General features: G+C 65.8%; 24 protein-coding genes. 9 read left to right on the plus strand and 15 right to left on the minus strand.

Features of this window, described 5'->3' with window-relative positions:
• Nucleotides 1–4: 4 nt before the first annotated feature.
• The 6 genes from FrCorBMG51_RS03915 to FrCorBMG51_RS03940 are packed head-to-tail and all read right to left on the minus strand — an operon-like array spanning nt 5 to nt 6,084.
• On the minus strand, nt 5–481 hold the full coding sequence (locus FrCorBMG51_RS03915) for an FAS1-like dehydratase domain-containing protein (RefSeq protein WP_086055230.1): 477 nt from the start codon (nt 479–481) through the stop codon (nt 5–7).
• Nucleotides 478–1,752, minus strand: coding sequence for an acyl-CoA dehydrogenase family protein (locus FrCorBMG51_RS03920; RefSeq protein ID WP_047221753.1), 1,275 nt, complete (start codon nt 1,750–1,752; stop codon nt 478–480). Before FrCorBMG51_RS03920 ends, FrCorBMG51_RS03915 begins: the two co-directional genes overlap by 4 nt.
• Entirely contained in the window at nt 1,749–2,690 is a 942-nt protein-coding gene (locus FrCorBMG51_RS03925) for a hydroxymethylglutaryl-CoA lyase (RefSeq protein WP_047221851.1), read from the minus strand. Before FrCorBMG51_RS03925 ends, FrCorBMG51_RS03920 begins: the two co-directional genes overlap by 4 nt.
• 16 nt (nt 2,691–2,706) lie before the next feature.
• On the minus strand, nt 2,707–3,855 hold the full coding sequence (locus FrCorBMG51_RS03930; protein ID WP_047221754.1) for an acyl-CoA dehydrogenase family protein: 1,149 nt from the start codon (nt 3,853–3,855) through the stop codon (nt 2,707–2,709).
• Nucleotides 3,856–3,868: 13 nt separating this feature from the next.
• Nucleotides 3,869–5,107: a CaiB/BaiF CoA transferase family protein gene (locus FrCorBMG51_RS03935; protein WP_086055231.1), complete on the minus strand. Its 1,239-nt coding sequence runs from the start codon at nt 5,105–5,107 to the stop codon at nt 3,869–3,871.
• A complete protein-coding gene (locus FrCorBMG51_RS03940; RefSeq protein ID WP_047221755.1) occupies nt 5,104–6,084 on the minus strand; it encodes a DUF7065 domain-containing protein in 981 nt (326 codons plus the stop codon). The genes FrCorBMG51_RS03935 and FrCorBMG51_RS03940 overlap by 4 nt, the downstream gene beginning before the upstream one ends.
• A gap of 199 nt (nt 6,085–6,283) precedes the next feature.
• On the opposite strand from FrCorBMG51_RS03940, the gene FrCorBMG51_RS03945 reads away from it, so the two are divergent.
• From FrCorBMG51_RS03945 to FrCorBMG51_RS03955, 3 genes are all read left to right on the plus strand, one after another.
• Entirely contained in the window at nt 6,284–7,591 is a 1,308-nt protein-coding gene (locus tag FrCorBMG51_RS03945) for a TetR-type transcription factor C-terminal domain-containing protein (protein ID WP_047221756.1), read from the plus strand.
• 66 nt (nt 7,592–7,657) lie between these two features.
• A complete protein-coding gene (locus FrCorBMG51_RS03950) occupies nt 7,658–9,082 on the plus strand; it encodes an OB-fold domain-containing protein (RefSeq protein ID WP_047221757.1) in 1,425 nt (474 codons plus the stop codon).
• Complete coding sequence (locus tag FrCorBMG51_RS03955; protein ID WP_047221758.1) at nt 9,082–10,284, plus strand: acetyl-CoA acetyltransferase; 1,203 nt, start codon at nt 9,082–9,084, stop codon at nt 10,282–10,284. The genes FrCorBMG51_RS03950 and FrCorBMG51_RS03955 overlap by 1 nt, the downstream gene beginning before the upstream one ends.
• Before the next feature lie 121 nt (nt 10,285–10,405).
• On the opposite strand, the gene FrCorBMG51_RS03960 is transcribed toward FrCorBMG51_RS03955, so the two are convergent.
• The gene (locus FrCorBMG51_RS03960; protein WP_047221853.1) at nt 10,406–12,367 is read right to left on the minus strand and encodes a flavin-containing monooxygenase; all 1,962 of its coding nucleotides are present in this window, start codon (nt 12,365–12,367) and stop codon (nt 10,406–10,408) included.
• Between the two features lie 966 nt (nt 12,368–13,333).
• Here FrCorBMG51_RS03960 and FrCorBMG51_RS03965 point away from each other — a divergent pair.
• The 3 genes from FrCorBMG51_RS03965 (at nt 13,334) to FrCorBMG51_RS03975 (ending at nt 15,377) form a co-directional block, all read left to right on the plus strand.
• Nucleotides 13,334–14,080: a CoA transferase subunit A gene (locus FrCorBMG51_RS03965; protein ID WP_047221759.1), complete on the plus strand. Its 747-nt coding sequence runs from the start codon at nt 13,334–13,336 to the stop codon at nt 14,078–14,080.
• Complete coding sequence (locus tag FrCorBMG51_RS03970; RefSeq protein WP_235433296.1) at nt 14,073–14,705, plus strand: CoA transferase subunit B; 633 nt, start codon at nt 14,073–14,075, stop codon at nt 14,703–14,705. The genes FrCorBMG51_RS03965 and FrCorBMG51_RS03970 overlap by 8 nt, the downstream gene beginning before the upstream one ends.
• A 423-nt stretch (nt 14,706–15,128) precedes the next feature.
• A complete protein-coding gene (locus FrCorBMG51_RS03975) occupies nt 15,129–15,377 on the plus strand; it encodes a hypothetical protein (protein ID WP_047221760.1) in 249 nt (82 codons plus the stop codon).
• A 302-nt stretch (nt 15,378–15,679) separates the two neighbouring features.
• On the opposite strand, the gene FrCorBMG51_RS03980 is transcribed toward FrCorBMG51_RS03975, so the two are convergent.
• Nucleotides 15,680–16,378 carry a phosphate signaling complex PhoU family protein gene (locus FrCorBMG51_RS03980; protein ID WP_083731006.1) on the minus strand — a complete coding sequence of 233 codons (699 nt, stop codon included), beginning with the start codon at nt 16,376–16,378 and terminating at the stop codon, nt 15,680–15,682.
• 731 nt (nt 16,379–17,109) lie between these two features.
• Between FrCorBMG51_RS03980 and FrCorBMG51_RS03985 the strand changes: the two genes are divergently transcribed.
• On the plus strand, nt 17,110–17,862 hold the full coding sequence (locus FrCorBMG51_RS03985) for an alpha/beta fold hydrolase (protein ID WP_157180380.1): 753 nt from the start codon (nt 17,110–17,112) through the stop codon (nt 17,860–17,862).
• A gap of 165 nt (nt 17,863–18,027) precedes the next feature.
• Here FrCorBMG51_RS03985 and FrCorBMG51_RS03990 read toward each other — a convergent pair whose 3' ends face one another.
• The 3 genes from FrCorBMG51_RS03990 to FrCorBMG51_RS04000 all read right to left on the minus strand — a co-directional run bounded on the left by FrCorBMG51_RS03990 (nt 18,028) and on the right by FrCorBMG51_RS04000 (nt 20,536).
• Nucleotides 18,028–18,885: an LLM class flavin-dependent oxidoreductase gene (locus tag FrCorBMG51_RS03990; protein ID WP_047221762.1), complete on the minus strand. Its 858-nt coding sequence runs from the start codon at nt 18,883–18,885 to the stop codon at nt 18,028–18,030.
• A gap of 515 nt (nt 18,886–19,400) precedes the next feature.
• Nucleotides 19,401–19,832, minus strand: coding sequence for a TIGR03618 family F420-dependent PPOX class oxidoreductase (locus FrCorBMG51_RS03995; RefSeq protein WP_047221763.1), 432 nt, complete (start codon nt 19,830–19,832; stop codon nt 19,401–19,403).
• A gap of 35 nt (nt 19,833–19,867) precedes the next feature.
• On the minus strand, nt 19,868–20,536 hold the full coding sequence (locus FrCorBMG51_RS04000; RefSeq protein ID WP_047221764.1) for a peroxiredoxin-like family protein: 669 nt from the start codon (nt 20,534–20,536) through the stop codon (nt 19,868–19,870).
• Nucleotides 20,537–20,621: 85 nt separating this feature from the next.
• Here FrCorBMG51_RS04000 and FrCorBMG51_RS04005 point away from each other — a divergent pair, with 85 nt between their 5' ends.
• Nucleotides 20,622–21,641, plus strand: coding sequence for an AraC family transcriptional regulator (locus FrCorBMG51_RS04005; protein WP_083731000.1), 1,020 nt, complete (start codon nt 20,622–20,624; stop codon nt 21,639–21,641).
• A gap of 869 nt (nt 21,642–22,510) precedes the next feature.
• Here FrCorBMG51_RS04005 and FrCorBMG51_RS04010 read toward each other — a convergent pair.
• From FrCorBMG51_RS04010 to FrCorBMG51_RS04025, 4 genes are all read right to left on the minus strand, one after another.
• The gene (locus tag FrCorBMG51_RS04010; RefSeq protein WP_047221765.1) at nt 22,511–22,990 is read right to left on the minus strand and encodes a DUF3592 domain-containing protein; all 480 of its coding nucleotides are present in this window, start codon (nt 22,988–22,990) and stop codon (nt 22,511–22,513) included.
• A gap of 272 nt (nt 22,991–23,262) precedes the next feature.
• Nucleotides 23,263–23,814: a TetR/AcrR family transcriptional regulator gene (locus FrCorBMG51_RS04015; RefSeq protein ID WP_175648354.1), complete on the minus strand. Its 552-nt coding sequence runs from the start codon at nt 23,812–23,814 to the stop codon at nt 23,263–23,265.
• A 152-nt stretch (nt 23,815–23,966) separates the two neighbouring features.
• Nucleotides 23,967–24,254, minus strand: a complete 288-nt coding sequence (locus FrCorBMG51_RS04020; protein ID WP_047221767.1) for a type II toxin-antitoxin system RelE family toxin — start codon at nt 24,252–24,254, stop codon at nt 23,967–23,969.
• Nucleotides 24,251–24,550 (minus strand): type II toxin-antitoxin system Phd/YefM family antitoxin, encoded by a 300-nt coding sequence (locus FrCorBMG51_RS04025; protein ID WP_047221768.1) that lies wholly within the window; start codon nt 24,548–24,550, stop codon nt 24,251–24,253. Before FrCorBMG51_RS04025 ends, FrCorBMG51_RS04020 begins: the two co-directional genes overlap by 4 nt.
• Before the next feature lie 205 nt (nt 24,551–24,755).
• Here FrCorBMG51_RS04025 and FrCorBMG51_RS27890 point away from each other — a divergent pair.
• Nucleotides 24,756–25,006, plus strand: a 251-nt coding sequence (locus FrCorBMG51_RS27890) for a methyltransferase domain-containing protein (protein ID WP_157180390.1), incomplete at its 3' end; no start/stop codon positions are given.

The raw sequence follows: 25,006 nt of genomic DNA on the forward strand, positions 1-25,006 counted from the left end.
CTTGTCACCCTTCCACCGGTCGCTCGGTGACCACCCGCACGCGGATTGCTGTGACGACGAGCTCACCGCGCTGGTTGGTGAACCGGGTGATCTCCTCTTCGAAGCGAAGCGTCCCGGCGCGTGCGCTCTGCTTCTCCCAGCGTTTGCCGGGTTCCCGGTCCACCGTGAGCACATCCCCGGGCCGGATCGGGCGATGGTACTCGTAGTGCTGCTCCGCATGAAGGCTGGTGCCGCTGCCGCTGGCCGGCGGCGGGAAGCCCGGGCCGCGACCGGACCCGTGCCAGGGCGTGCCAGGGCGCGGACGGTACGGCCAGTCGGGGTCGAAGTGCGCCGCGCTCGCCACGAAGGTGGGTGGGGCCAGCACGCCGCCGTGCGCCTGTGCGGCAGGGGACTCCTCGTCGTACCAACGGGGGTCAAGGTCCCCCAGAGCGCGGGCGAACATGAGCACCGCGCCTGCTTCGACCGGGAACGAGAAGCTCACCGGGCACCTGCCGGCCTGGGCTCGCGAGGCAGCCTCAGGACACCCTCACCGAGGATGTTGCGCTGTACCTCGCTGGTCCCGGCGTAGACGGTGCCAGAGTGGGCCACGAGGAAGGCGTCCTGCCAGGGGTCGACCGGGTGGCCGGGTCCTTCTGGACGGAGTAGCGCGCCGGTTCCCGCGATATCCAGCGCCAAGGCCCCGAGTTTGAGGTGGTACTCGCTCCAGAACAGCTTCCATGTGGACAGCTGCGGACCCGGTTCCCGTCCAGCGGCAACCTCGGAGACGGTGCGCTCCCACGATGCGCGCAGCAGCCGAACCTGGGTATGTGCCCAGGCCAACTGCTGGCGCACTACCGGGTCGCGATCCCGGCCCCTGGCGCGCGCGAGCTCGACGAGCGCGGCCAGCTCTCGTTCACGAGACTGCACCAGCATGGTCGTTGCGCGCCCTGCGGCAGCTCGCTCGAAAGCCAGCGTCGACTGCACGACCCGCCAGCCCTCGCCCAGGCCCCCGATGACGTTGTCCAGCCGTGCGCGCGTCCCGTCGAAGAAGACCTCGGCAAACTCCTCCGCACCGGTCATCTGACGGATGGGGCGGGCGTCGATGCCATTCTCTCCCGGTGTGAAGGGGACGATGACGTAGGAGAGGCCCCTGTGCTTGGGCGCGTCGGTGTCGGTCCGGCAGAGAACAAAAATCATATTTGCCGTGGCGAAGCGGCTGGTCCAGACCTTCTGGCCGGTGATGACGACCTCATCCCCCTCGATCACACCGCGGGTCCGTGCCGAGGCCAGGTCAGACCCTGCACCGGGCTCGGAGAAACCCTGACAGTAACGGTGCTCACCCGACAGGATCGAAGGCAGCAGACGCCGTTTCTGGTCGTCGGTGCCGTGCAGGATGATCGACGGTCCGACCATCGACTCGCCTTGCACTCGGTCGACGCGCGGCAGGCCAGCGCGGAAGAACTCCTCGTCGAGCACCGTCATCTCCGGCGCCTCCCAGCCCCGGCCACCGTACTCCTCCGGCCAGGCTGGGCAGACCAGACGCGCCTGGAGGCAGCGTTCTTCCCACTCGCGGAAGAGCGGGTGCTGCTGAGCCTGAGCGTGCTGCTCCTCGCTGACAGCCCGCATCACCGAGCCCGGCAGGTCGACGCGGGCCCGCCAGTCCAGGATGTCGGAGAGCCCCTGGGGCGCGTTGGCCGTAATCCAACCGCGCAGCAGCTCACGCAGCTGCGCAGGCTGCGTACCCGGCGGTATCTGGAGATCTGCTGTGCTCATGCTGCCCCGACACTGGCTGCGAGGGCCTGTACAGTGCGCGACGGGCTCGGCCGGCCCAGTTCCTCCGCCATCCAGAGGCTGGTGCGCACGAGCGCGTGCAGGTCGACGCCGGTCTCGATGCCGAGCCCGTGCAGCTGCCAGAGCAGGTCCTCGGTGGCGAGGTTGCCCGTCGCGCTCTCGGCGTAGGGACAGCCACCCAGACCGCCCGCGGAGCTGTCGACCGTCGTGACGCCCTCCTGGAGCGCCGCCAGGACGTTGGCAAGCGCCTGTCCGTAGGTGTCGTGGAAATGCACACCGAGCTGGTCCCGTTCGATCCCCGCGGCGATGAGGGCGCGCACGAGGGCGCGCACGTGGCCGGGGGTCCCCACCCCGATCGTGTCGCCAAGGCAGAGTTCCGTACAGCCCAGCGCCACAAGGCGCGTCGCCACGTCGACGACCTGCGTCACAGGCACCTTCCCTTCCCACGGGTCGCCACAGACCATGGACACATATGCGCGCACCCCGACTCCAGCTGCGCGTGCCTGCTCCACAACCGGCGTGAACATCTCAATCGACTCAGCGACGCTGCGGTTGAGATTGCGCCGTGAGAACGTCTCGGTGACCGAAGCAAAGATCGCGATATCTCGCACACCTCGGTCGAGGGCCCGCTGCAGGCCCTTGGCGTTCGGCACGAGGACCACATAGCGCACCCCGTCCACCGGCTGTAGGCGGTCGATGAGGTCCTCAGCATCTGCCAGCTGTGGCACCCACTTCGGGTGCACGAAGCTCGTCGCTTCCACGGTCCGCAGGCCGGCAGCCACGAGCCGCTCGACGAACTCGGCCTTCACCACCGTGGAGATGACCTGTTTCTCGTTCTGAAGACCGTCACGCGCGCCCACCTCATAGATACGGACACGCTGCGGAAGGTTGTCGCGTGCGACAACCTGCGGCGCGATCATGACCACAGCGTGCTCCTTACAGCCCGAGAGAGCGGCCGATGATTTCCTTCATGATCTCGTTGGTACCACCGTAGATCTTCTGGACACGTGCGTCGACAAACGCTCGCGCAATGGGGTATTCGGTCATATAGCCGTAGCCACCGTGCAGCTGGAGGCAGTGGTCGACGACACGGTTCTGCATCTCGGAGCACCACCACTTCGCCATGGCAGCCTCCTCGGCCGTGAGCTCACCAGCGATGTGTGCCTCGAGACACCGATCGACGTAGGCCTGCGCCACACTCACCTCGGTCGCCGCTTCGGCGAGGGTGAAGCGGCTGTGCTGGAAGGAGCCGATGGGCTGCCCGAAAGCCGAGCGCTGGCGCGCGTACTCGAGTGTCCATCTGAGCGCCGCCTGTGCCGCGGCCACGCTGATCACGGCAATGGCCAGGCGTTCCTGAGGGAGATTCCTGCTGAGGTAGCCGAAGCCCTTTCCCTCTTGGCCAAGCAGGTTCGCGACAGGGACGCGCGCCTCGGCGAAGAACAGCTCTGCGGTGTCCTGTGCGTGCATGCCTATCTTGTCCAGGTTCTTCCCGCGCGCGAAGCCCGGGGTGTCGCGCTCCACCACCAGCAGGCTCAGGCCGCGCGCGCCAGCGGTGACATCGGTCTTCACGACGACAATGACGAGGTCGGCGTTGATGCCGTTGGTGACGAACGTCTTCGAGCCGTTGACGACGTAGTCGTCACCGTCTCGCACGGCCGACGTGCGCACCGCGCCCAGGTCCGAGCCGGTTCCTGGCTCCGTCATGGCGATAGCAGTGATCAACTCGCCCGTGACCAGCCTCGGAAACCAGCGCTCGGCCTGCTCGTCGTTGGCCAGCTGAAGTAGGTAAGGCACAGCTGTGTCGTTGTGCAGGGAGAGCCCCAGCCCTGACGCGTTGACGCCCGCGGCCTGCACCTCCTCGTGCATGACGACGTTGTAGCGGAAGTCCGTCACCCCTCCCCCGCCGAAACGCTCAGGGACATCAAGACCGAGGAAGCCGTTCGCCCCTGCGGCCAGGAAGAGTTCGCGTGGCACGATGCCGGCGTGCTCCCACTCCAGGTGGTGAGGCACAACCTCCTTTTCGAGGAAGCGCCGAAAGCTGTCGCGGAACAGATTGTGCTCCGTCTGGAAGACATTCCGCTTCATGTCGGGATACTCCTCAAACCACGCGTCGTTCGCGCAGGCGTGCGATCCGCTCGGCCGTGAGACCCAACTCGGCCAGGACCTCGTCGGTCTGCTCACCCAACGCTGGGGCATGACGGGCCACATCGAACGGCTGCCCCGAGACCGGAGCCGGCCATCCCGTGCCCGTGTAGGGGCCCGCGACCGGATGCGTCGTCTCGTGCACGATCTCGCGGGCACGCAGGTGCGGGTCGTCGAGCGTGTCCTGCTTGGAGTTCGCCGGGCACAGGGGGATGTCGTGTGCGCGCGCGATGTCCATCCACTCGGCGAGCGTGCGCTCCTTGAACACGGGGACAAGCTCGTCCAGCAGATCAGCCTTGCCGCCGTCGGCAAAGTCGACGGCGAACGACGTGTTCTTGATGTCGAGCAGATCTTCCCGGCCGACGGCTCTGCAGAAATTGTCCCAGAACTTGTGCTCGATGGCGGCGAGGAGCACGATCCGGTCATCTTTGGTCGCGTACCAGGTGTACTTGGGTCGCTTGTGCGGGTCCATGCCTACCGGCGGAGGCGGGTTGCGTCGATCCGTGATGCGCGTCGAGTTCCACGCCATCACAGCGTCCAGAGCCTGGTTGGCCAGCACCGCGTCCGCGCCCGCCGCGTCGATGTGGGCACCTTCGCCTGTCTGGTCTCGGCGCCGCAACGCCGCGATCGTCGTGAGGGCGGCGTACAGTGCGGTGGACAGCGGCCCGTCGATCGATCCGGAGAAGTACAGCCCCTCGGGGTTGAGGACTTGGTGCACCACGCCCCGCTCGTCGAGCTTGTACTGCTCCTGGCCGGCCACTGCTCCCATCATGTAGCCGTGCACAGGGATCTGGCTGTATGCTCCGCGGGCCCCGAAGCCGCTTGCCTGGCAGTACACGATGTCCGGCTTGGCCGCGCGCTGCGCCTCGTAGCCGATTCCGAGAGCCTCACACGCATCGCCGGCGAAGCCATCCACAAAGACGTCCGCTGTCTTCAGCAGGCTGAAGAACAGGTCGCGCCCCTCGTCCTGCCGCAGATCGATCGTGACGCTGCGCTTATTGCGGTTACAGAGCAGATGGAACACGCTGTTCTGCGGCGTGATCCGATCACCAAGCTCGCGCAGGTAGTCACCGTAACCCGGGCGCTCTACCTTGATCACATCGGCCCCGAGATCCCCGAGCAGGCGACTGGTCTGGTCACCGGTCGGCAGCATCGCGCACTCGATGACGCGCACGCCCTGCAGCAGCTCGATCATGACTGGCCCAACCCCCGCAGGAAGCGACGCGCCTGGATTCCGGGGAACCACTCGATCGCCTCGCCGTACTGCTTGCTCCCGTCGTCGAGTGTCCACTCGCAGAGCGACCAGTACTGCAGATAGCGGGCCCAGGGCACCCACTTGAGGACGTTCTTGCACTCACCCTCCGCATGGACGGTGCGCCCTATGTCGTCGGTGCCCTCGATGGCCAACTTCCACGGCACTCCGTCGGGGCGACGTTCGAGGACCTGCCGGGTGCCGGAGACGACATGGCTGATCTTGTCGTCCTTCTGGATCCATCCGGTGATCGCTGGCTCGATCGTGCCCTCGATCGGATCTGTCGCCAGCGGCTCGGTGCCTATGTTGTACATCTGGAAGGCGAAGCCCTTCCCGTCGTTAAACCACGGAAAGTCACCACGCGGATTGTCCTTGTAAAGGCGGGGACCCCAGCTATGGTCGCGGTTGGACCCGCAGTCGACGTCGATCTCCTCGCCGTTGATCCATACCTTCCCGCTGACCCGGCCGCCCTGCTCGTAGTGGTGCGGCCCCCACTCCTGTGAGCCGTCCGGGAAGCCCGAGTTGGCCACACCCATGGTGGCGTCGAAGCGTAGGTCGAGCTGGCAGCCGTCGCGGTCGTACCGCATCAGAAAGGTCTTCTGGGGTTCGACGCACTTCAGCGTGAGCCCGTTCGGCGTACTGTAGTCGAACATCTCCACCTCGTCCTTGCGGACGTCGAGCGGGGCAAGCTCCAGCCAGTCGTGGTACAGGCAGTCGTACATCTGCTCGCCCGACGGGTCCCAGAGAGCCACGCCCGTCATGGAGAAGTTCATGTTCGGCCGATGGTTCATGTAGACGAAGCCCGAGAGGTCCCGCTCTGCGACGTAGAACGGGAACCAAGCACTCTCGTTCCAGAAGGGGCTGTCCGTCATCGAGTCCTTGTGGAAGTAGTCGTCCTCGGGACGCACGAAGTCGACCATGGATCCTCCTGGCTGTCGTCGACGCCTCGGCCCGGTGCCGTTGCTGTCTAAATGAACGCAGATTTTGTATAGGAGTGCAAGCACCAACCGCCTGGCAGACCTACGACAGACGGTGTCACCGCGAGCCAGCCGCCGAGGAGGCGGCCACTGCCTCTCACATCACGTTTAGAATCGGAGGGTCAACCAGAGAGGAACGGCGATGACAACGGTGCGCACCCACCCGGGCAAGAAGGCCACGGCGACACGACAGCGCATCCTCGACGCCGCAGCCAAGATCTTCCGTCAGAACGGCTACACCGGCACCCGCCTCACGGACATCGCTGCGGCGGCACAGATGCAGGCTGGCAGCCTCTACTACCACTTCGCCTCGCGGGAAGACCTGGTCCAGGAAGTCCTGCGCGTCGGCCAGCAGCGCACGAACGACTTCGTCATAGGCAAGGTCTCCGCCGCGCCTCCCACCACGAGCAGCCTCGACCGGCTCCGCATCGCCGTACATGCCCATCTCGAGGCCGTCCTTGAGATCGGTGACTACACCGCGGCCACCCTGCGCATCTTGGGACAGGTCCCTGAAGAGATCCGCGCTCAGGCCCTCACGCTGCAGCGGGAGTACGGCCAGTGGTGGCGGGAACTGTTCGAGAACGCGCAGCGTGAGGGTGAGCTGCGTCAGGACCTCGACATCTCCGCGTGCCGCATGCTCGTCCTGGGAGCCATGAACGCATCCCCCGACTGGTTCCACCCCGACCAGCCGAAGGGACTCACGCTCAGTGGTCTCGAGGAGCAGTTCGCTGCGCTGTTCCTCGACGGGCTCGGGACCTCCAAGGGAAAGCGGCGCCGGTCACACAAGATCATATTTACCCTCACATCCGATACGCACGAGGAGCCCGCAGCAGAGACACGTGGCGCCGCGACGACCGCTCGGATCCTCGACGCGGCCGCGAAGATCTTTCGCGAGAACGGCTATGCCGGAGCCCGGCTTGTGGACGTCGCGACCGAGGCCGACATGCAGACCGGCAGCCTCTACTATCACTTCGCCTCGCGCGAGGACCTGGTGGTGCACCTGCTGCACAATGCCTGGGAACGCACCGACAGCGCGGTGAGGCGCAGCATCAGCGATCTACTCACACGCACCGCGCCTATCAACAAACTGGCGATGGCCATGACCGCGCACCTGCTGTCCGTCCTGGCCTGGGGCGACTACACCTCGGCCATGCTGCGAATCCTCGGACAGGTGCCGGACGACGTCCGAGCCGCCATCCTTCCATTGCAGCGGACCTACCTCGACCTGTGGCGGGGCTTGCTCAACGACGCTGCCGACGCTGGGGACATCCGCTCCGACCTCGACCTGTCAGTGGTCCTGATGATGCTGGCGGGTGCCCTGAACTGGACGGTCGAGTGGTACCACGCCGATCACCATCTGGCTCCGGAGCAGCTGGCGGAGCAGTTCTGCGTCCTTACCCTCGAGGGCATGTCGACACGACGCCGGAGTACGCGTCGACGGAGCACGTGACGTACACTGGACTCAAACCTAAATTAGAAAGTAGGCTGTCAACGGCTCCCCCACGGAAGGACGTCCATGACCGGCCTGCTGTCCTACGGCTCCTACATTCCATACCACCGGCTTCGTCGGAGCGACATGCAGGCGGCTCTCGGCGCTTCGGGGGGGAGAGGCTCACGCGCCGTGGCCTCGTACGACGAGGATGTCGTCTCCATGGGGGTGGAGGCTGGCTCGGCTGCCCTACAGGGACAGCGTGGTCTGCCTGAGAGGCTCTATTTCGCCACCTCCTTTCCCCCCTACTTGGACAAGACCAATGCGGCTGTGCTGCACGCCGCGCTCGGACTTGATCGGGCGGCGCTGGCGGTCGACATGGCTGGCTCACCGCGGTCGGCCATCGGCGCACTGCTGGCCGCGAGCGAGGCGCGAGTCCCGGCTCTCGCCGTAGTCGCCGACATACGCACCGGGCTACCCGGGAGCAGCGACGAGCGAGAGGGTGGCGACGCGGCCGCAGCGTTCTTGTTCGGACGCGGCACATCGGAGACACCCGAGCTCGCGACCGTACTGGCGTTCGCCTCGACCACGGAGGAGTTCCTGGAGCGGTGGCGGACACCCGGCGAAAAGGCTTCCCATACCTGGGAAGAGCGCTTCGCCGAACATGTCTACCGACCGCTGGCTGAGGATGCGTTCACCACCTCGCTGAAAGCAGCCGATCTCGCACCTGGCCAGATCGACCACCTTGTCGTGAGCGGTCTGGCCACCCGCGCGGTGCGGCAGTTCGCGCAGGCCAGTGGCGTGCGTCCCGAAGCGGTGGTCGACAACCTGGCAGACCGCATCGGCAACCCCGGTGCGGCTCAGCCCGGGATACTGCTCGCCGCAGCTCTGGACCGCGCTGGCGCTGGCGAAAACGTCGCGCTGGTCCACCTCGCCGACGGTGCGAGCGCTATGCTGATGCGAACCACGGAGCACCTGTTGTCCCGGCGTTCCTCGACAGGCGTTTCGGGGCAGGCGGATGGCCCACACGGTGAGCTCAGCTACATTACTTTCCTCACCTGGCGGGGAATGCTCGACCGCGAGCCACCCCGGCGACCGGAGCCGGACCCGCCCGCGGCACCGCCAACTCGCCGGTCCGCCGGTTACAAGCTCGCCTTTCAGGCGGCTCGGTGCGACGCGTGCGGAGCGGTCAATGTGCCACCGGGAAAGGTGTGCTTTGCATGTTCCGCGGTCGACCAGATGTCGCGGCTATCGCTGCGTGACACGCCTGCGACGGTGGCGACGTTCACTGTTGACCGCCTTGCGTTCACACCGAGTCCACCAATGGTGGCCGTCGTCGTCGACTTCGACGGGGGCGGTCGGTTTCGATGCGAACTCGCCGACGCGGCCCCGGCAGACGCACATATCGGTCTGCGTGTCGGCCTCACATTCCGACGCCTGCTGACGGCCGACGGCGTGCACAACTACTTCTGGAAGGCACGACCTCTTCGCACGGATGAGACGAGGCTCTGATGGCATCACGAGGTATCTGTGATCGGGTCGCAATCGTTGGCATGGGCTGTACGGTGTTCGGCGAGCACTGGGACCGCGGCACGGATGACCTTCTCGTCGAGGCGGTGGGGGCAGCCACGCAGAGTACATCTATCGCGATCGACGACATCGACGCTTTCTGGCTCGGCACCTACATGTCAGGCGTCTCAGGTCTGACGCTGAGCCGTCCGCTCCGGATCCGCGACAAACCCGTCAGTCGCGTCGAGAACATGTGCGTGACAGGATCCGAAGCGTTGCGTGGCGCCGCGTACGCCGTCGCCAGCGGCGCCTACGACATGGCCATGGCCGTCGGCGTCGAAAAATTGAAGGACTCCGGCTACTCCGGTCTGACTCGTCAGTCGATTCCGGGCGACGGGACGGGCGGCACGCTTGGCACCACAACGGCACCAGCCAACTTCAGCCTGCTGGCACCGGCCTACAGCCGGAAATACGGCGTGGACGAAGACCAGTTGAAAGAGGTCTTCACTCGGATCGCCTGGAAAAACCACAAGAACGGTTCCCGGAACCCACGGGCCCAGTTCCGAAAAGAAGTGGCCAGGACAACCATCGCCCGTTCCCCTCTGGTCGCCGGAAACCTCGGCGTATTCGACTGCTCCGGGGTATCGGATGGGGCAGCGGCAGCGATCGTAGTACGGGCCGAGGACGCGTACCGCTACACCAAGCGCCCCCTGTTCGTGAAGGCGTTGTCCTTCGTGTCCGGTGCGGCAGACGGTAACATCGACCCAAACTACGACTTCACGACCTTCCCGGAGGTCGAGGCATCCGCAAAGGAAGCCTACCGCCAGGCGGGCGTGTCCGATCCTCGGGCTCAGATCGCGATGGCCGAGGTGCACGACTGCTTCACCGTCACCGAACTCGTCCTCATGGAGGATCTCGGCTTCGCCCCCCGCGGAACCGCATGGAAGGACGTTCTGGCTGGGGCGTTCGACCTGGACGGCACACTACCGGTCAACCCCGACGGCGGACTGAAGGCATTCGGTCATCCTGTGGGGGCGTCAGGGCTTCGCATGCTCTATGAGTGCTGGCTGCAGCTTCGTGGTGAAGCTCCGGAGGAGCGGAGCATTCCCAGCACGGGAAAAACTATGGGCTTGACCCACAATCTCGGCGGAGGCCCCGGCGAGTGTGTATCGTTCGTATCCATCGTCGGGACGGAACGCCCATGAGCACCGTCTATACGACCATGCTCCAAGTCACGCCGAACAGAGCAGCAGACAGGCGCTAACACCGGATCTCCTATGACAGCGCGTGCCGCGACAGCCGAGGGCGGTCGCGGCACACCGCCAGTTACTCGTGTTCAGGTGGGTGTCTGGCCGATTTTAGTCGTTTGATAATCCGACCATTCTCACGCAGCATATAGTCGTCCAGGTTAACTGAGCGCGTCATCGTCCAGTAGTCGACAACACGCCAGGGCATTGCGGTCACCACGCGGCCTTTGGAGTTGCGGTACCACGTGTCCATACCCTGGTGCGTCCACACCATCCGCTCATGCGCCTCGTCAAGTTCCTGGTTGTACCGGTCACTGACCTCCTGCCTGCACTCAAGGGAGCTGATGCCCTCGCAGAGCATGTGTTGCAGGGCATCGATGATGTAGTTGATCTGGCTTTCCGCCAAGTAGATGAAGCTGCCGCCGTGGCCGAGGTTGGTGTTCGGCCCGTACATGAAGAACAGGTTCGGGAAACCTGGCGTTGTGATGCCCAGATACGCGCGAGCATCGTCTGCTCCCCACAGATCCTGAAGCACTTGTCCATTCACGCCGGTGGCCTGGTAGCGGATGGGGTTGTGGGCCTCGAAACCCGTGGCGAGGACCACGATGTCCGCGGGCCGCTTCTCCCCATGGACCGTGACAACTTCCGTCTCCGTCAGCGCCGCGACCCCAGCCGTGATGAGCTCGACCTGAGGCTTCTTCAGTGCGGCGAACCATCCGTTGTCCAGCAGCATCCGCTTTCCGAATGGCGGATAGTCCGGCAATGCCTTCTCCACAAGGTCGGGCCTACCTTCGAGCTCCCTCATCAGGTATGCCGTGAAGAACTTGCGGTGTGAGTCATTGACGGCGTTCAGGGACCGTTCCGGATGCGGCCACGTAGGGTCCTTCTGCAGTGACGCGTGGATCCGGTCGTTGTAGGCCCAGGCGAGCTTGGAGCGATACCAGGAGCGGTAAAACGGCACATTGTCCATGAGCCAGTGCATCCGCTCATCGACCGATCGGAAGTAGTTGCTGTTCGGCGACACCCACTGCGGCGAGCGCTGGTAGACGTCGAGAGCTCCCACCGTGTCGGCAATGGCGGGGATGATCTGCATGGCGCTCGCGCCAGTCCCGATGACGGCGACACGTTTGCCAGTCAGGTCCAGACCCTCAGGCCAGCGCGCCGAGTGAAACACCGGTCCCTTGAACCGCTTCGCCCCCTCGAGCTGTGGGATTTTCGGAATGTTCAGCTGACCGACAGCCGAGATGAGGACGTTTGCGGTCAGCTCCTCTTTCGTGCCAGCCGCGTCCTGGACGATGACTGTCCACAGTTCCGCGTCATCGTCCCAGGACGCTGCCACCACCATGGTCTCGAAGCGGATCTTCTTATGAAGATCGAAATGCGTGGCGAGTCCGTCCAGATATTCCTCAAGCTCCGAGCGCTTGCCGAAGTGCATACTCCACGCGCGCGGGAAAAACGAGAGAGAATAGAGGTAGCTCGGGGTGTCGACTCCGCAACCCGGGTAGCGGTTCTCGATCCACGTGCCGCCCACGTTGGCGTTCTTCTCGATAACCGTGTAGGCGATCCCGGTGTCCTGGAGATGCTTGGCGGCGGTCATGCCCGAGATGCCAGCACCGACGACGATCACGCGGAATTCGTTGCTGGCGACGAATGGCACCGGCGCAGGCCTGGGTCGGAATCCCATCTGCTCGGCTGTCATCGCCTCGAACTCCTCGGGAACCTCCTCGGCGACACACAGCTCGAGTAATTCCAGTAACTGCCGACCAGTGGGAGCGGGTATCGCGACCGGTGCTCCCGCAGCCCAGTCCAGCACTGCCCGTTCGACCTCTGAGCGGATTTCCTGTTGCACCGCGGGGGGAAGGCCGCCGTCATCGTGGTCGTCCGTACCACGGGCACGAGTCGGCCGGTAGGGTGGGCGTGTCCACTTGCGGTCGCCGGTGAGCTGCACCAGCAGCGGTACCAGCGTCGGAATGTTGGCCACGCCCAAAGCCTCGTGCAGCGCCACAGGATCGATGTGGGTGCGGGCCCCAGCGACCGACATCATCTCTCCTTCCATGGCAGCAGGCCACCTGCCGCCAGCGACGGTCCATGCGGGACTTCGTCTGTTCTAATTTAGTTTAGATACTATCTCAAGGCAAGCAACTCACACCCGGTCGTCAGATCGACCCCATCGGCAACCATGAGCAACCTTGCGGCAGGGCTTCAGCGCTGCCGCTCCCCTTCGAACACACCGTCTATTGATCTTTAGCCGGCGCACTTGGCCAGGCCGTGCTCTCGCAGGCCAGGACCCAGACGTTCTAGGCGCCCGCTACCGGCGCATCCGCGCCAACCGGGGGTCCCAGAAAGTCATCGTCGCGGTGTCCCGCTCGATCCTGATCACCATCTGGCACCTGGTCAACGACTCGGACTCCCGATATCACGACCTCGGCGCCGACCACCACGAGCGGCACAAGGACACCCGCAAGCAGATCGCCAGCCACATCCGGCGCCTCGAGCGCCTCGGCCTCCGAGTCACCCTCATCCCCAGGATGCGGCGACCACGGCCTGACACACCGTCCCGACCAACCGGACACCCCGCCCAACCCACGACGCCAGGCCACGGGTCAGGTCCGTCTGCCCAGCCTCACGTTGATTTTCGTTCTAGGACTGGCACACCGCGTTACCCCGGATCCACGCCGAGATCACCGAACGACTCAACCCGCCCCTGCCCCGCCCTCGCCCCTGCAAGATCAAATATGGCCGACGCAACGACTACAGAAGTCCGGCCAGCCCGCCCCCACCACCCCGGACCTGCCACCATCCACCACTACCCCGTGACAGCAGAATGATCAAAATAAGCCGAGCGACATCAGTCTATGAACCACTACCCTCAGTAGATGTTGATCTACGATATCTTCCATTTATTCTATTTTCGTTTTGATCCAATGATCCCGATACCCCTTCGCACCACAAGACACGCTTGCAAGGCGCTATTTTCTAACTAGAGTTAGGGGTCGAAGGGGGAGCAGTGGACAAGATCGTCAATAGCGCTGCCGAAGCAGTGGCAGATATCGTCAGGGGATCATCGCTGGCCGTCGGCGGGTTCGGGCTCTGTGGTATCCCACAGGCCCTCATCGAGGCACTGTTGGAGACCGGGGTCGACGACCTCAAGACGGTCTCCAACAACTGTGGCGTTGATGAGTGGGGACTGGGCTCGCTTCTGCGAGCCAAACGGATCAGCCGCACCACGGGCTCCTACGTCGGAGAGAACAAGGAGTTCGAGCGGCAGTTCCTGTCCGGCGAGCTCGAGGTCGAACTGGTCCCGCAGGGCACGCTCGCCGAGCGACTCCGCGCCGGTGGCGCGGGCATCCCCGCTTTCTTCACTCCCAGTGGCGTCGGGACACAGGTTGCACTCGGAGGGCTTCCTCTCCGCTACGACGGGTCGGGTGCTACGGCGAAGGCGTCGGAGCCCAAGGAAGTCCGCACCTTCGACGGCGTGGAGTACGCGCTGGAGCACGCGATTGTCTGCGACTACGCTCTCGTGCACGCTCGCTACGGCGATCGGCACGGCAACCTCGTCTATGAGAAGTCAGCGCAGAACTTCAACCCACTCTGCGCCGCTGCGGGTCGCGTGACGATCGCGGAGGTCGAGGAGATCGTGAAGCCCGGCGACCTAGACCCGGCCCTGGTGCACACTCCGGGGATCTTCGTGCAGCGCGTGGTACAGGTGTCTGTGGAGAAGCGGATCGAGCGGAGGACCGTCCGTGTTGTCTAGGAATGAGCTGGCAGCACGGGTCGCTCTCGAGCTCACGGATGGGCAGTATGTCAACCTCGGGATCGGTCTGCCTACCCTGGTACCCAATTACGTGCCGGACGGCATACACGTCGTGCTGCAGTCCGAGAACGGCATACTCGGCGTCGGGCCATATCCGACCGAGGACACCGTCGACCCCGACCTCATCAACGCCGGTAAGGAGACCGTCACCCTCAACAAAGGCGGCTCGTACTTCGACAGCGCGACGTCGTTCGGAATGATCCGCGGTGGTCACATCGACGTCGCCATCCTCGGCGCCATGCAGGTGTCGGAGAAGGGCGACCTGGCCAATTGGATGATCCCCGGAAAGATGGTCAAGGGGATGGGCGGCGCGATGGATCTTGTGCACGGGGCCAAGCGCTCGATCGTGATGATGGAGCATACCGCCAAAGACGGCTCACCCAAGATCGTATACGAGTGTTCGCTGCCCTACACAGGACGCGCGTGCATCCAGCGCGTCATCACCGACCTCGCCGTATTCGATATCGAGCCCTCAGGACTCGTCCTGCGCGAGCTCGCGCCAAGCGTGACCGTCGACGACGTCCGTGCCGCCACCGAACCCGACTTCGCCGTCGCGCTCTATTAGGACTGAGCTCAACGTCTGGACCGGCGCCTGCCACACCTGCCACCACCCCTACAACCCGTTACCAGAACGAAAGATTCACGCACCTTCAGTCACCTAACAAAGCCCTACATGTGCCGTGCCCACGAGTGTGAGGTCGAAGACCTCACGAAGGCCGATCATGTACGAATGGGGTGAGTCTCCCTCGGACACCAAAACGGTCACGTTTGAACCCCGGTCCCGGTTGGGTCCGGGGTTCGTCGGATCGGCGGGAAGTGGGCCGTTCGGGCGCTGTATGACGTCCCTGGGCCGCACCAGTTTCAGGTCAGCGCTCTGCGCGCCGGATGATCGTCTCCGGCCCCTACCGAGGCGGGGACGGATTTCGATCTTCGCGTCTTCGTCGTTCTTCGCCTCCGTCAGCCGTGCGGCAAGATCAGGGGCGAGGAGGTGAACGAAGCCTTCGGTGAGATCCGCGCCCTGCACCTGGTCATCCATGATCCAGAGGCGGGCGAAGACGGCTTGGTTGAGCTGTCGGCGTACGTCAGGCGGAGCGCTGAGGTACAGCCGATGCGCGTTGGCGCAGAGCAGCAGTCGAGTTTGGTCCGGTTGCTGTGCTGCCGCTTCACCGGCTCGGCCATGGCCTGTTCGCGGATGGCCGCGATGCGAGTTTCGGTGAGCTGGATGCGGGACCAGTAGTCCGCGACGGCCACCTCGACGTCAGCGATCAAGACTGTCGACTGTGTACAGTTCTCCTTCTTGGCCCGGCCGAGGCAGTAGAAGTACGGGATTGACCGATTATCGTTCGAGATGTCGGCTTCCGTTCTGCTCCGGAGAGTTCCTTTGGTACCGCCTCTCGGAACCGAAGAGAGCGAGAAGGAACAATGCCAGCACGAGGACAACGGCTGCGGCTGTTATCAGTCCAGACATCATGGCGCTCCGCTTGATGACGACACCGGCTGTGTGGGCTCGGGCCTCGTGACTGGCCGACCGACCGGAACCTACGCCGATCTCTGGACGGTGTGCGCGGACACCCGGTTGTCCGGCAGCGGTAGCACCCAGTGGGCGCGGGCGAGGGATTGGGCGGCATTGACGACTTGATCGGCGTACCGCTCGTAGTAGCGGGACAGCAGGGTGAGATCCACGGCCCTGTGCATGCCGTGGGACCAACCCGAGTCGGTCACCGTGGCCATCAGCTCCCGGTGGATCCGGTCGATGGGATCGTCGCCTGCGGTGAGCTGGCGGACAGCCGTGGCCGTGTCGTCGGCGTGAATCGCAGTGGCGAGGCCGCAGGCCTGTTCGGAGCATAGCCGGCCCATCCGGGTAAGGCTGGGACACAGGTCGGCGGGGAGCACCTGGGCGGGGGCCCGACGGTCGGCGGTGGTGGCAATGTGGTCGGCGAGTTCGGCCATCCGTTGCACGGCCAGGGTGATCCGCTGTCCGGCTATGACCAGCTGCAGGTCCCCGGCGACCGGGGCTTGGCGGGCCAACAGCGTGACCAGGTCGTTGTTCGCCTCCTGGCAGGTGCCGCGCAGACGGGCCACGGAGAGGTGCACGCAGACGGTGTCGGCCTGTTCGGTCACCGCGGCGGTCGCGCCAAGGATGATCTCGCAGGCCTGTGTGGCGAGCGAGCTCAGCATGAATCGGAGCCGGTGCAGTTCTGCGGTGTACTCCCACCGGCGCGGTCCGGGAACGTCCATGCCGGCATCGTCCACCATCCACCCGTCAATATTCCATGTAAAACTCGTTAATATGTCGTGTAAAATTTACCGGCACACCGTACGAGGCCGTGCGAGATGGACGACGGTCGGACCCTGGAGCCGGCCGTCGCTGCAGGTCCGGTAAGAAATAATCCCTGAGAACCACTTCAGAAATAGCCCCGCCCGGTATGGCAGCTCCCAAGCTGGACCGTCGACACGCCGAGTGCTGAAACCCGTGTTCGTCCAACATCAGAACAAGATCCAAAATGGGTTCCGCTGGCCGCCCCACCCAGAGGCGGGCTGACGGCTCTTCAGGATTCCCGAGAACTACTCTTCTCAGCCGGTCTTCTTGCGAGAACAGCGAAGACGGGGAGGTGTGGTCAACTGCAGCTTCGCATGACGTCATAGCGTCCGACAAAGTTTCCCGGCGACAGGCTTGGGAGGTCTCCACGGGACGTGGACACGAGATCCGTCCACCGCTGTGAACCAGCCAGCAGGGCGAGACACCCTGCCGCTGATCGCAAGCTGATTGCATGTAAATTTCGAGTATGCAGACAACCCGTGTCCGTGTGGCGCGGCGCACGGCAGGCTTCCTCCGACCGGCCCGCGCATCGCGCTCACACATACAGGGGTGGCGTCCCGAGCTGCCGCCCGGTCGTATGTTGCAAGTCCCCGGCCGCGGGGAGGTTTTCGTGCGGCAGACCCGGGCCGACCGGGACGGTGTACTGCCGGTGTTGCTGCTGCACGGGTGGACCTGGTCGCTGGACGTCAATTTCTTCGGGTTGATGCCACCGCTGTCCCAGCGGCATCCGATTGTCGGCCTGGACCAGCGTGGCCACGGACGCGGACTGCCGATCGCCGGGGAGTTCTCCATCGCCGACTGCGCCGAAGACGTCATAGCGGTGCTCGACGTCCTGAATATCGACCGTGTGATCGTGTGCGGATTCTCCCTCGGCGGCTTGGTGGGAACGCATATGGCGTTGGCTCATCCGCAGCGGGTCGCGGGCCTGGTCCTGGCAGCTTGCGCGCTGAACTACCGGCAGAACCGCCGCGACCGCCTGTTGTGGACCGCTCTTGCGACGGCAGCCCCGCTGGCTCGCCTCAACCGGGGAAACTCGCTGCCCGCGCGCTACTTCGGAGCCAATCGGCGCAGCGGGACTGATGTGGTCAACCGATGGCCGTGGCTGCACGCCGAACTAACCCGTACCCCACTGGCCGCCGTCCTGGCCATAGGCCGTGCCGTGCAACGCCACGATCTGCGCGGACGTGTTCAACCGCTCCGAAACGTGCCGTCAGTCGTGCTGCTGACCGACAACGACACGCTGTGCCGCCCCGCCTTGCAACGGCAACTGGCCGACCAGCTCGGGGCACATGTCATCCCGGTAGCAGCCGATCATGATTTTCCGGTGGTCCATCCCGACCTGTTCGCCGCCGCCGTGCTGGACGCAGTTGCCAGGGTGAACGCCCGCGTGAGCGGGGCGTAGCGCTGCTCGGTCGCGCTCATTTCCGCGCCGTGCCTTCCCCAGGACCTCGGCATGATGACTGATCCACAACTAGTAGGGCTTTGTTAGGTGACCAAAGGTGCGTGAATCCCTCGGCCCCGTGTCGGACCGGATCTGAGCGGCCGAATGACCTTCCTTCCGTTGGGCCTACCTGACCGCGTCGGCCAGAAGGTCGACCTGGCCGGGTTCCGGGTTGCACGGGAGCAGCACCAACTCGTCGCACCCCGCATCGGCGAAGGCGGCGACAGCGTCGCGGACCGCCCTGCCGTCGGTCAGCGCACCCGCCACCACCTGTTCGGCGTACGCTCCGGCGAACGCGTAATAGTGCCGGAGGTAGCTCTCAGCATGTGCGCGTGCCTCCGGCCCCAGGGAGAAGTAACCGAGTGCCGCCAGCCGTGGCCGGTCCTTGCGGCCGCGGGCTTCCCACGCAGCCTTCGCCTGCGCGGCGGCCGGCCCGAACGCCTCCGGCGGCGCCCCACCCGCGATCCATCCGTCCGCGTGCTCGGCGGCCCGCTGGAAGGACCTCGGTGACTGGCCTCCGATCAGCAACCCGGGACGAGCCGGTGGGGTGGGCCCGATCGCCCCCGCGTCGCCGCGCGGCTCACCGGACCAGATTTCAAGCGTGTCCACCAGCATCTTTTCGAATCGTCGTCCCCGGCCAGTAAAAGGAACGCCGCCGGCCTGGTAGTCGTCCTCCCGACCGCCCAGGCCGAGACCCAGCACCAACCGGTTGCCGGAAAGATGCTGGATACTTGCGGCCTGCTTGGCGAACAACGCCGCATTGACCCGGTACGGAAGAATCGCGATGGCGGTCAGGAGTTTGATCCGCTCAGTCACCGCCGCTGCGGCCGCAAGCGTGATCAGAGGCTCGTCATTGGGGTAGACGAGACGGTCGATGACGCCGAGTGACAAGAATACGGAGCGGTCCGCCCGTTTGGCCCACTCGAGGATCTGACTGCCTTCGACGCCGGGAATGGTGGAGGGCAACCCGATCGAGACGTCCATTTCCCGTGCTCCCACTCTGGCGATTTCGGGTACTTTCCGGCACCGGACATTTTGTGCGCGACCGGGCAATCATCCGTCATCCACAATATCCGTGGGGACGCTGGCGCCAGCGTAGCTGGCGGTGACCGCATGCACAACCGGTCTCCAGGTTCAACTCAGCAAGCAGCAAAAGGGGGGACTGGTGCATTCGCGTGCACCGGTAGATCTTGACTGCAAGTCTTCCGGCGCCGAGGCGTCCCCGACGCGGCTCCGGGCGGCTGGTAACCCATTGATCGGGGCGCATGGGCGCGTCCGGCGGGAAGATCTACGGTGCAGATCGGCTGTGATCGGCGAATGCAACAGTCAGTCCCCGCCGTGGCCACCACGAACTCGGCGTCGGCACCAGACTGCGACTGCTGGTATCGGCTGCCTTCACCGAGCTCATCCTGACGGTCTGAGCAACATTCAGACAGGGTCCGCCATGTCTTGCTTTCCCGCGACGTAACAGGCCACCGTGGGATACGGAGAAACGCTTGTCAGCTGGGGTTGTGGACGAAGCCGAGCGTGTGCTGAACGGCTCTTTCGATCGCGATCACGAAGCAGATACGGTCGGGGCCGCGGCTGGGGAAGGATAGATTGGTGTATTTGACGCTGATCGGATCCATGTACCGGCAGTCTTTGTCACGGCGTTTCTCGACGACCCGTCCCTTGAGCGTGGCCATACGATATGGGTCCGCCATGTCCACGACGGACAGGCCCACCCGAGGGTCGCGGCGCATATCCTTTGCCTTCCATGACCAGTCGGCGGTGCACACGAGCACGTGATCGCCTTCAAGCCCGACCCACACGACTTGGTTACGGGGGGAACCGTCTGCCCGCAGGGTGGAAAGGTGCACGTAGTTGGGCGCGTCCAGGAGCGCCCGGATGTCCGTGGGAATCGGGATCGTGGGGTGGTCGGTGGATGTCATAGGATTCCCGGCTGTGCCTGGATGGCGGAGGATGGCTATCTCGTCTCACGCAGGACGGTGAGGACCTCGTCGGGTCCGACGCGCCACCGGTAGTCGCTGGAGACCGCGGCGAAACGGACGGTCCCCTCGGTGTCGATCACGAACGTGGAGGCTGCCGGCAGTTCGTGGCTGTCGTCGCCGTTGACCTGTTCGAGGTCGATGCCGAGCTGTTTCTGCATCGCGGTCGGGGCGTCGGCCTGCCGGAAGACCAGGCCGTAGGCCCGGGCCACCGTGTTGTGGACGTCGCTGAGGACGGTGAAGCGCAGCTGCTGCTGTTCGGTGAACGTCAGTGAACTGTCGGGTGTCTGCGGGGAGATGGCCACGAGCGTCGCGCCGGCGGCCTCGATGTCGTCCAGCGCCGTCTGGAAGGCGTTGAGCTGCAGGTTGCAGTAGGGGCACCAGGCGCCGCGGTAGAACACGACCACGATCGGGCCCCTGGCCAGCAGGGTGCTCAGCGTGACGTCCGCGCCGTGGACGTCGGGCAGGGTGAAGTCGGGCGCGGGTGCGCCGACGGCGGGTGCGCCGGCAGCGATGCTACGGGTAGCCAGCATGTCGGCTTCCGCGTCGAACGGGTCGAGCGCGTCACCGAACTGGTCGCGAAGCTGGGCGCGTAGCCGCACGGCCGCATCGGTCAAGGACGTGGCGGGGGTGGAGGTGGTCGACATGCCTGTCACGCTAGACCGAGCGGATAAGCGGATGAATGCCCGATGGTGGCGGTTTCTTGTCCGATAGGCTCACGGTGTTCGCGCTATGGTTGATGTCGTGGACCCGCTGACCGACGTCCTCGATCTTGCGCGTGTCTCGGGTGCCGTGCTTGCCCAGCTCCTCGCCCATGCGCCGTGGGGGGTGGCGGTCGATCCGCAGCCCGGTGCCACTTTCCATAGCGTCCTGGCGGGATCGTGCTGGCTGCGCACCGCCGACACGCCGCCTCGGCAGCTGCTGCCCGGCGACGTGGTGCTGCTGCCGACCAACCTCCCGCACACGCTTTCCAGCGGCCCGGACACACCGGCGATATCACTGGAGCAGGTCACCAGGGCGGGGCCGCGCACACCCGAGGGGATGATCGAGCTGTCCGGTGACGGGGCTGCCACGCATATCCTGTGCGCCGCCTACGATTATGATCACGAGGTCGCCCAGCCGCTGTTGTCGCTGTTGCCCGGTGTCCTGCACCTGTCCACCGCCCTTCCCGGTGATGACGGGGCGGTCGCCGCGACGCTGCACCTGCTGCGCTTCGAGCTGGGCGGCAATCCACCCGGATCGCGTGCCGCCGTCGGCCGGCTGATCGATGTCCTGCTCGTGCATGTCGTGCGCGCCTGGCTGCGTACACAGCCCGACGGTGAGGCGTCGTGGTTGCGCGCACTGCGTGACCCCGTCGTCGCGCGGGTGCTCGCGTTGCTGCACGACCAGCCGCAGCGGCCGTGGAACCTCGAGGCGCTGGCCGCCGCGGTGCACGTCTCCCGCGCGACGCTGACCCGGCGTTTCGGTGAGCTTGTCGGCGAACCGCCGCTGACCTACCTGACCCGGTGGCGTATGGACCTGGCCGCGCAACGTCTGCGGGAAACCGACGACCCGATCGCCGCGATCGCCGCCGACATCGGATACACCAGCGAGTATGCGTTCTCCCGGGCTTTCAGCCGTGCCCGCGGCCAGCCGCCCGGGCGCTACCGGGCGAGGACCCGCGCGACGACGGCCCGGGCTCCCTCAGGGCGGCGGCTTCCCCTACAGGACCAGCATCCCGACCGTCACCAGGCCGTTCCCGCCGCCCTCTGACCGTCGTTGACCGGGGCGGACAGGCCCCGCCGCCGGCGCGCTCGTCCTGCTGTTCGGCCTGCCGGTCAGCCGCATCCTCGCCCCGACATCACCGAACGCACGGCCATCACCACCACGACAAGCCCCGCCGGCCGCACCATCACCCTTGTGCAGGCCTGATGCGGGGCGGGGCCACCTTCACCCTGAGGCCATTTTCGACTCAGGAACCGGGGTTCCGATCTCGGGCGGCAGGGCTACGGCGCTGGACGCCGGTAACCGGATTCGTCGCTCTTCCGGTAGCTACCTGACACTGTGGGTGGAGCCCCGAGTATGAGTACCATGAGCCCCTCCGCTGATGATCAGAATCAGGCGCGCCGCGCCGGTGGGGGTGGCAGTGGCCGCCCCCACGTACGGGTCCCCAATGAACGGGTCCTCTTCGCGCGGATGCGCACGTCGCAGGACCGCGCGGCCGATGCGATCACGTCGTTTGCGGGTTCCTTATCGGTACGGCTCTTGGTCTCGGCCCCGAGGAGATCGAGCGGCACGCTCAGGAGATCATCGCGCAGGCCAGGGCGGACATCGTTCAGCCGTCCGCACCCCCGCAGTTCTCGGCGATCACGAACGAGACCCGTCCCTGAAACGACCGTCGCAGGGACGACCACGTGAGTCAGGATGTCGACGAGGCCGCCTTCCTGGAGAGCAGTCTGATCCAGAGCGTCGTCCTCGGAAACTCCTGGTGATCAGCTAGGCGGTCGGCCGGTCCGGGATCGGCGGCGCGTACGACATCGTGTGACACGTCAGGTCCATCAGGTTGCCCCTTGTGGTCACCCTTCGAGGGGATCCGGGCGGCCGGGCAGCGTGAACGTCTCCGGTCCGGACCCGGTCCCGCGTCACGGGGACAGCGCGGTGACGAGACAGTAGATCCCGGCGGCGGCCCACATCCCGGCCCAGACGAACCGTCCCACATCGCGTCCGGTCGATCCGACGGAGAACACCGTCGGGTCGGCCTCGTGGTGGACGAGTACCCGCCGCCCTACCCGGTAGTTGCGTTCCGTCGCCGACCGGGCCCAACCGACGTGGCGGGTGCCGTCGCGGGTGACGTACTCCACCTTCGGCCGGTAGAAGGTCACGTCGTCACCGTGTTCCTTCCTGTCGACGTCGACGACGACGCCCTGGGCCACACGGCCGGTCAGCCGGCTCACGAGCCGGCGTTGCAGGCGCCAGAGCTGCTCGACGGCCCAGGCCAAGAGCAGAACACCCCCGATGCCCAACCCCCAGCGGCTCTCCGTCCCGCCTTCGGTGCCGCCGGCCAGCGACACGTGCGGCTCGGCGAGGCCGGTGACGGCCCATGCGGCCGACAGGAGCTCCACGCGATCGCCCGCCCCTCCACATCGCCTGTCCGGACCCGGCGTGAGCCGGTGTTTTTCCCCGCGGCTACGGAACGGCGCAAACACCCCCATGCAAGGTAACTGATCCGTTGCGGGTATGCCTTCCGTGGCGCTGCCGTGGGTGGTCTCGATGGTGCGGCGTGAGACGGGGAGCGGATCGCCCGGTCCGGTGAAGCTGTCGCGGCGGGGCCATGGCCGGGGTGTCACCGTCTCCCATGAGCGGACCCACGATGGCAGGTGTCCTCGCGCCCGGATTACGCTCGCGGTCGTCGCAGCAGTTCCTCGACGGTCGACGCGACACGGCGGCTCATCTCGTCGGGGGTCGTGCCGAGAGTGGTGCAGCGGGCCTCGACGGGGCCGTCGAGCCACAGCGTCACATAGCCGACCGCCAGCGACCAGAACATCTGCAGCACGGGCTCCGGGTCGCCGGGAGGAACAGCGCCTTCGTCCTGCGCGGCCAGGACGGTCGACCGTAGCAGCTCGATCGGACGTGCTCCTGCCGCCGTCACCTCCGGGTGCGCGGCTGGCTCGGCGAGTTCGGGGCGCAGCATCACGCGCATGTGCGCGGAATGGTCGGCGGCGAAGCCGGCGTAGGCCACGAGCAGGTCGCGTAACGCGGCGACGGCGTCGGAACCGCCGGCCCGAGCGGCGTCGAGCCGGGTGAACAGCAGGTCGTGTCCGTCGACGACAATCGCCGCGAACAGCGCCGCACGGTCGGTGAAGTGGTGGTACGGCGCGCCCGAGCTGACTCCGAGCTCCCGCGACGTGCCGACCACCATCATCGAAACCGCCGAGTCCCTCACCACGACCGGCGCCATCCCCGGCCACTGAACGCACCGGCAGCCGATCGAGCCGGCACGGCCAGCCGAGAGCAGCGACGACGCTCAGCCCTCCGAACCGAGGACTTAATGGGCGCATGTGACAGCAGGGGTCCCAATATCCTCGTCGGGTCTCTCGGTCAGCGTGAGCGGTACGCGTCGGACCGATGTTCGACGGCGGTTACGGTAACGGTACGGTTCTCCTCATCGATCTCGTACAACACCCGGTAGCTGCCGCGCCGGGCGGACCAGGTGCCCTCGTACGGTGGGAGCAGGAGGCGTTTGCCGAGCCGGTGGGGGTTGTTCAGGAGCGTGGTCGTGATGAACTCGTGGACGGCCGCCGCGATCTTCTCGGGCGGTCTGCCGGCGAGAGCGCGTGCCGCGGGGCCGGTGATCAGAAGTTTGAACGGCTCGCCGGTCTCACTCATGTCGCGCGAGGCCGCTCGGCGCTCCGCGCCCGTTTCACCATGAGCGCGGTGAGCTCCTCGGCATCGAGCACGTCGCCGGCTTCGACCGCGTCTCGGGACTCCGCGAGCTGCCGCATCGCCTCCCGGCTCGCCAGCACATCCAGTGTCTCCTCCAGCGCCGCGAGGTCATCGGGGGAGATGAGGACCGCCACGGCGTGCCCATGACGGGTGATCTCCACCCGCTCATGGGTCCGCTCCACCTCGTCGATGAGCTCCGACAGGCGGTTGCGCGCATCGGTGAACGGCATGACGGTCATAGCGTCGAGCGTACCAGGAACTGGCGCGAACTAAAGGCAGATTGCTGGCACGGCGTGCGTGTGGACCGCGCTCTCGCGCCTGTCCGCGAGCTCGTCGGCGTGCGGGTAGTCGAGGCGGCGGTCGTCACAGTCGAGGCCGGGGAATCTGGCGAAGCGGCCGGACCGGGCGTCGTCGCTTCGGGTGGGTACGGGCAGGATGGTTGCCGTGACCGAGGATGTCTGGGCTGGCCTGACGGACCGGTTCGTCGAGGGCGCGTACGCGACGGTGAAGGGCCGGGTGCGCACGTATGTCCTGCACCGCCACCTGATGGATCACCTGCCGCCGCCGCCGGCGGCCGTGCTCGACGTGGGCGGGGGCGCCGGGCACCAGTCGTTTCCGCTGGCCCGGCTGGGCTATGAGGTTGTCCTGCTCGACGCGTCCGAGGCGATGCTTGCCGCCGCGGAGCGGCGGCTGGC

Source organism: Protofrankia coriariae (assembly GCF_001017755.1).
GTDB classification, from domain to species: Bacteria; Actinomycetota; Actinomycetes; order Frankiales; family Frankiaceae; genus Protofrankia; species Protofrankia coriariae.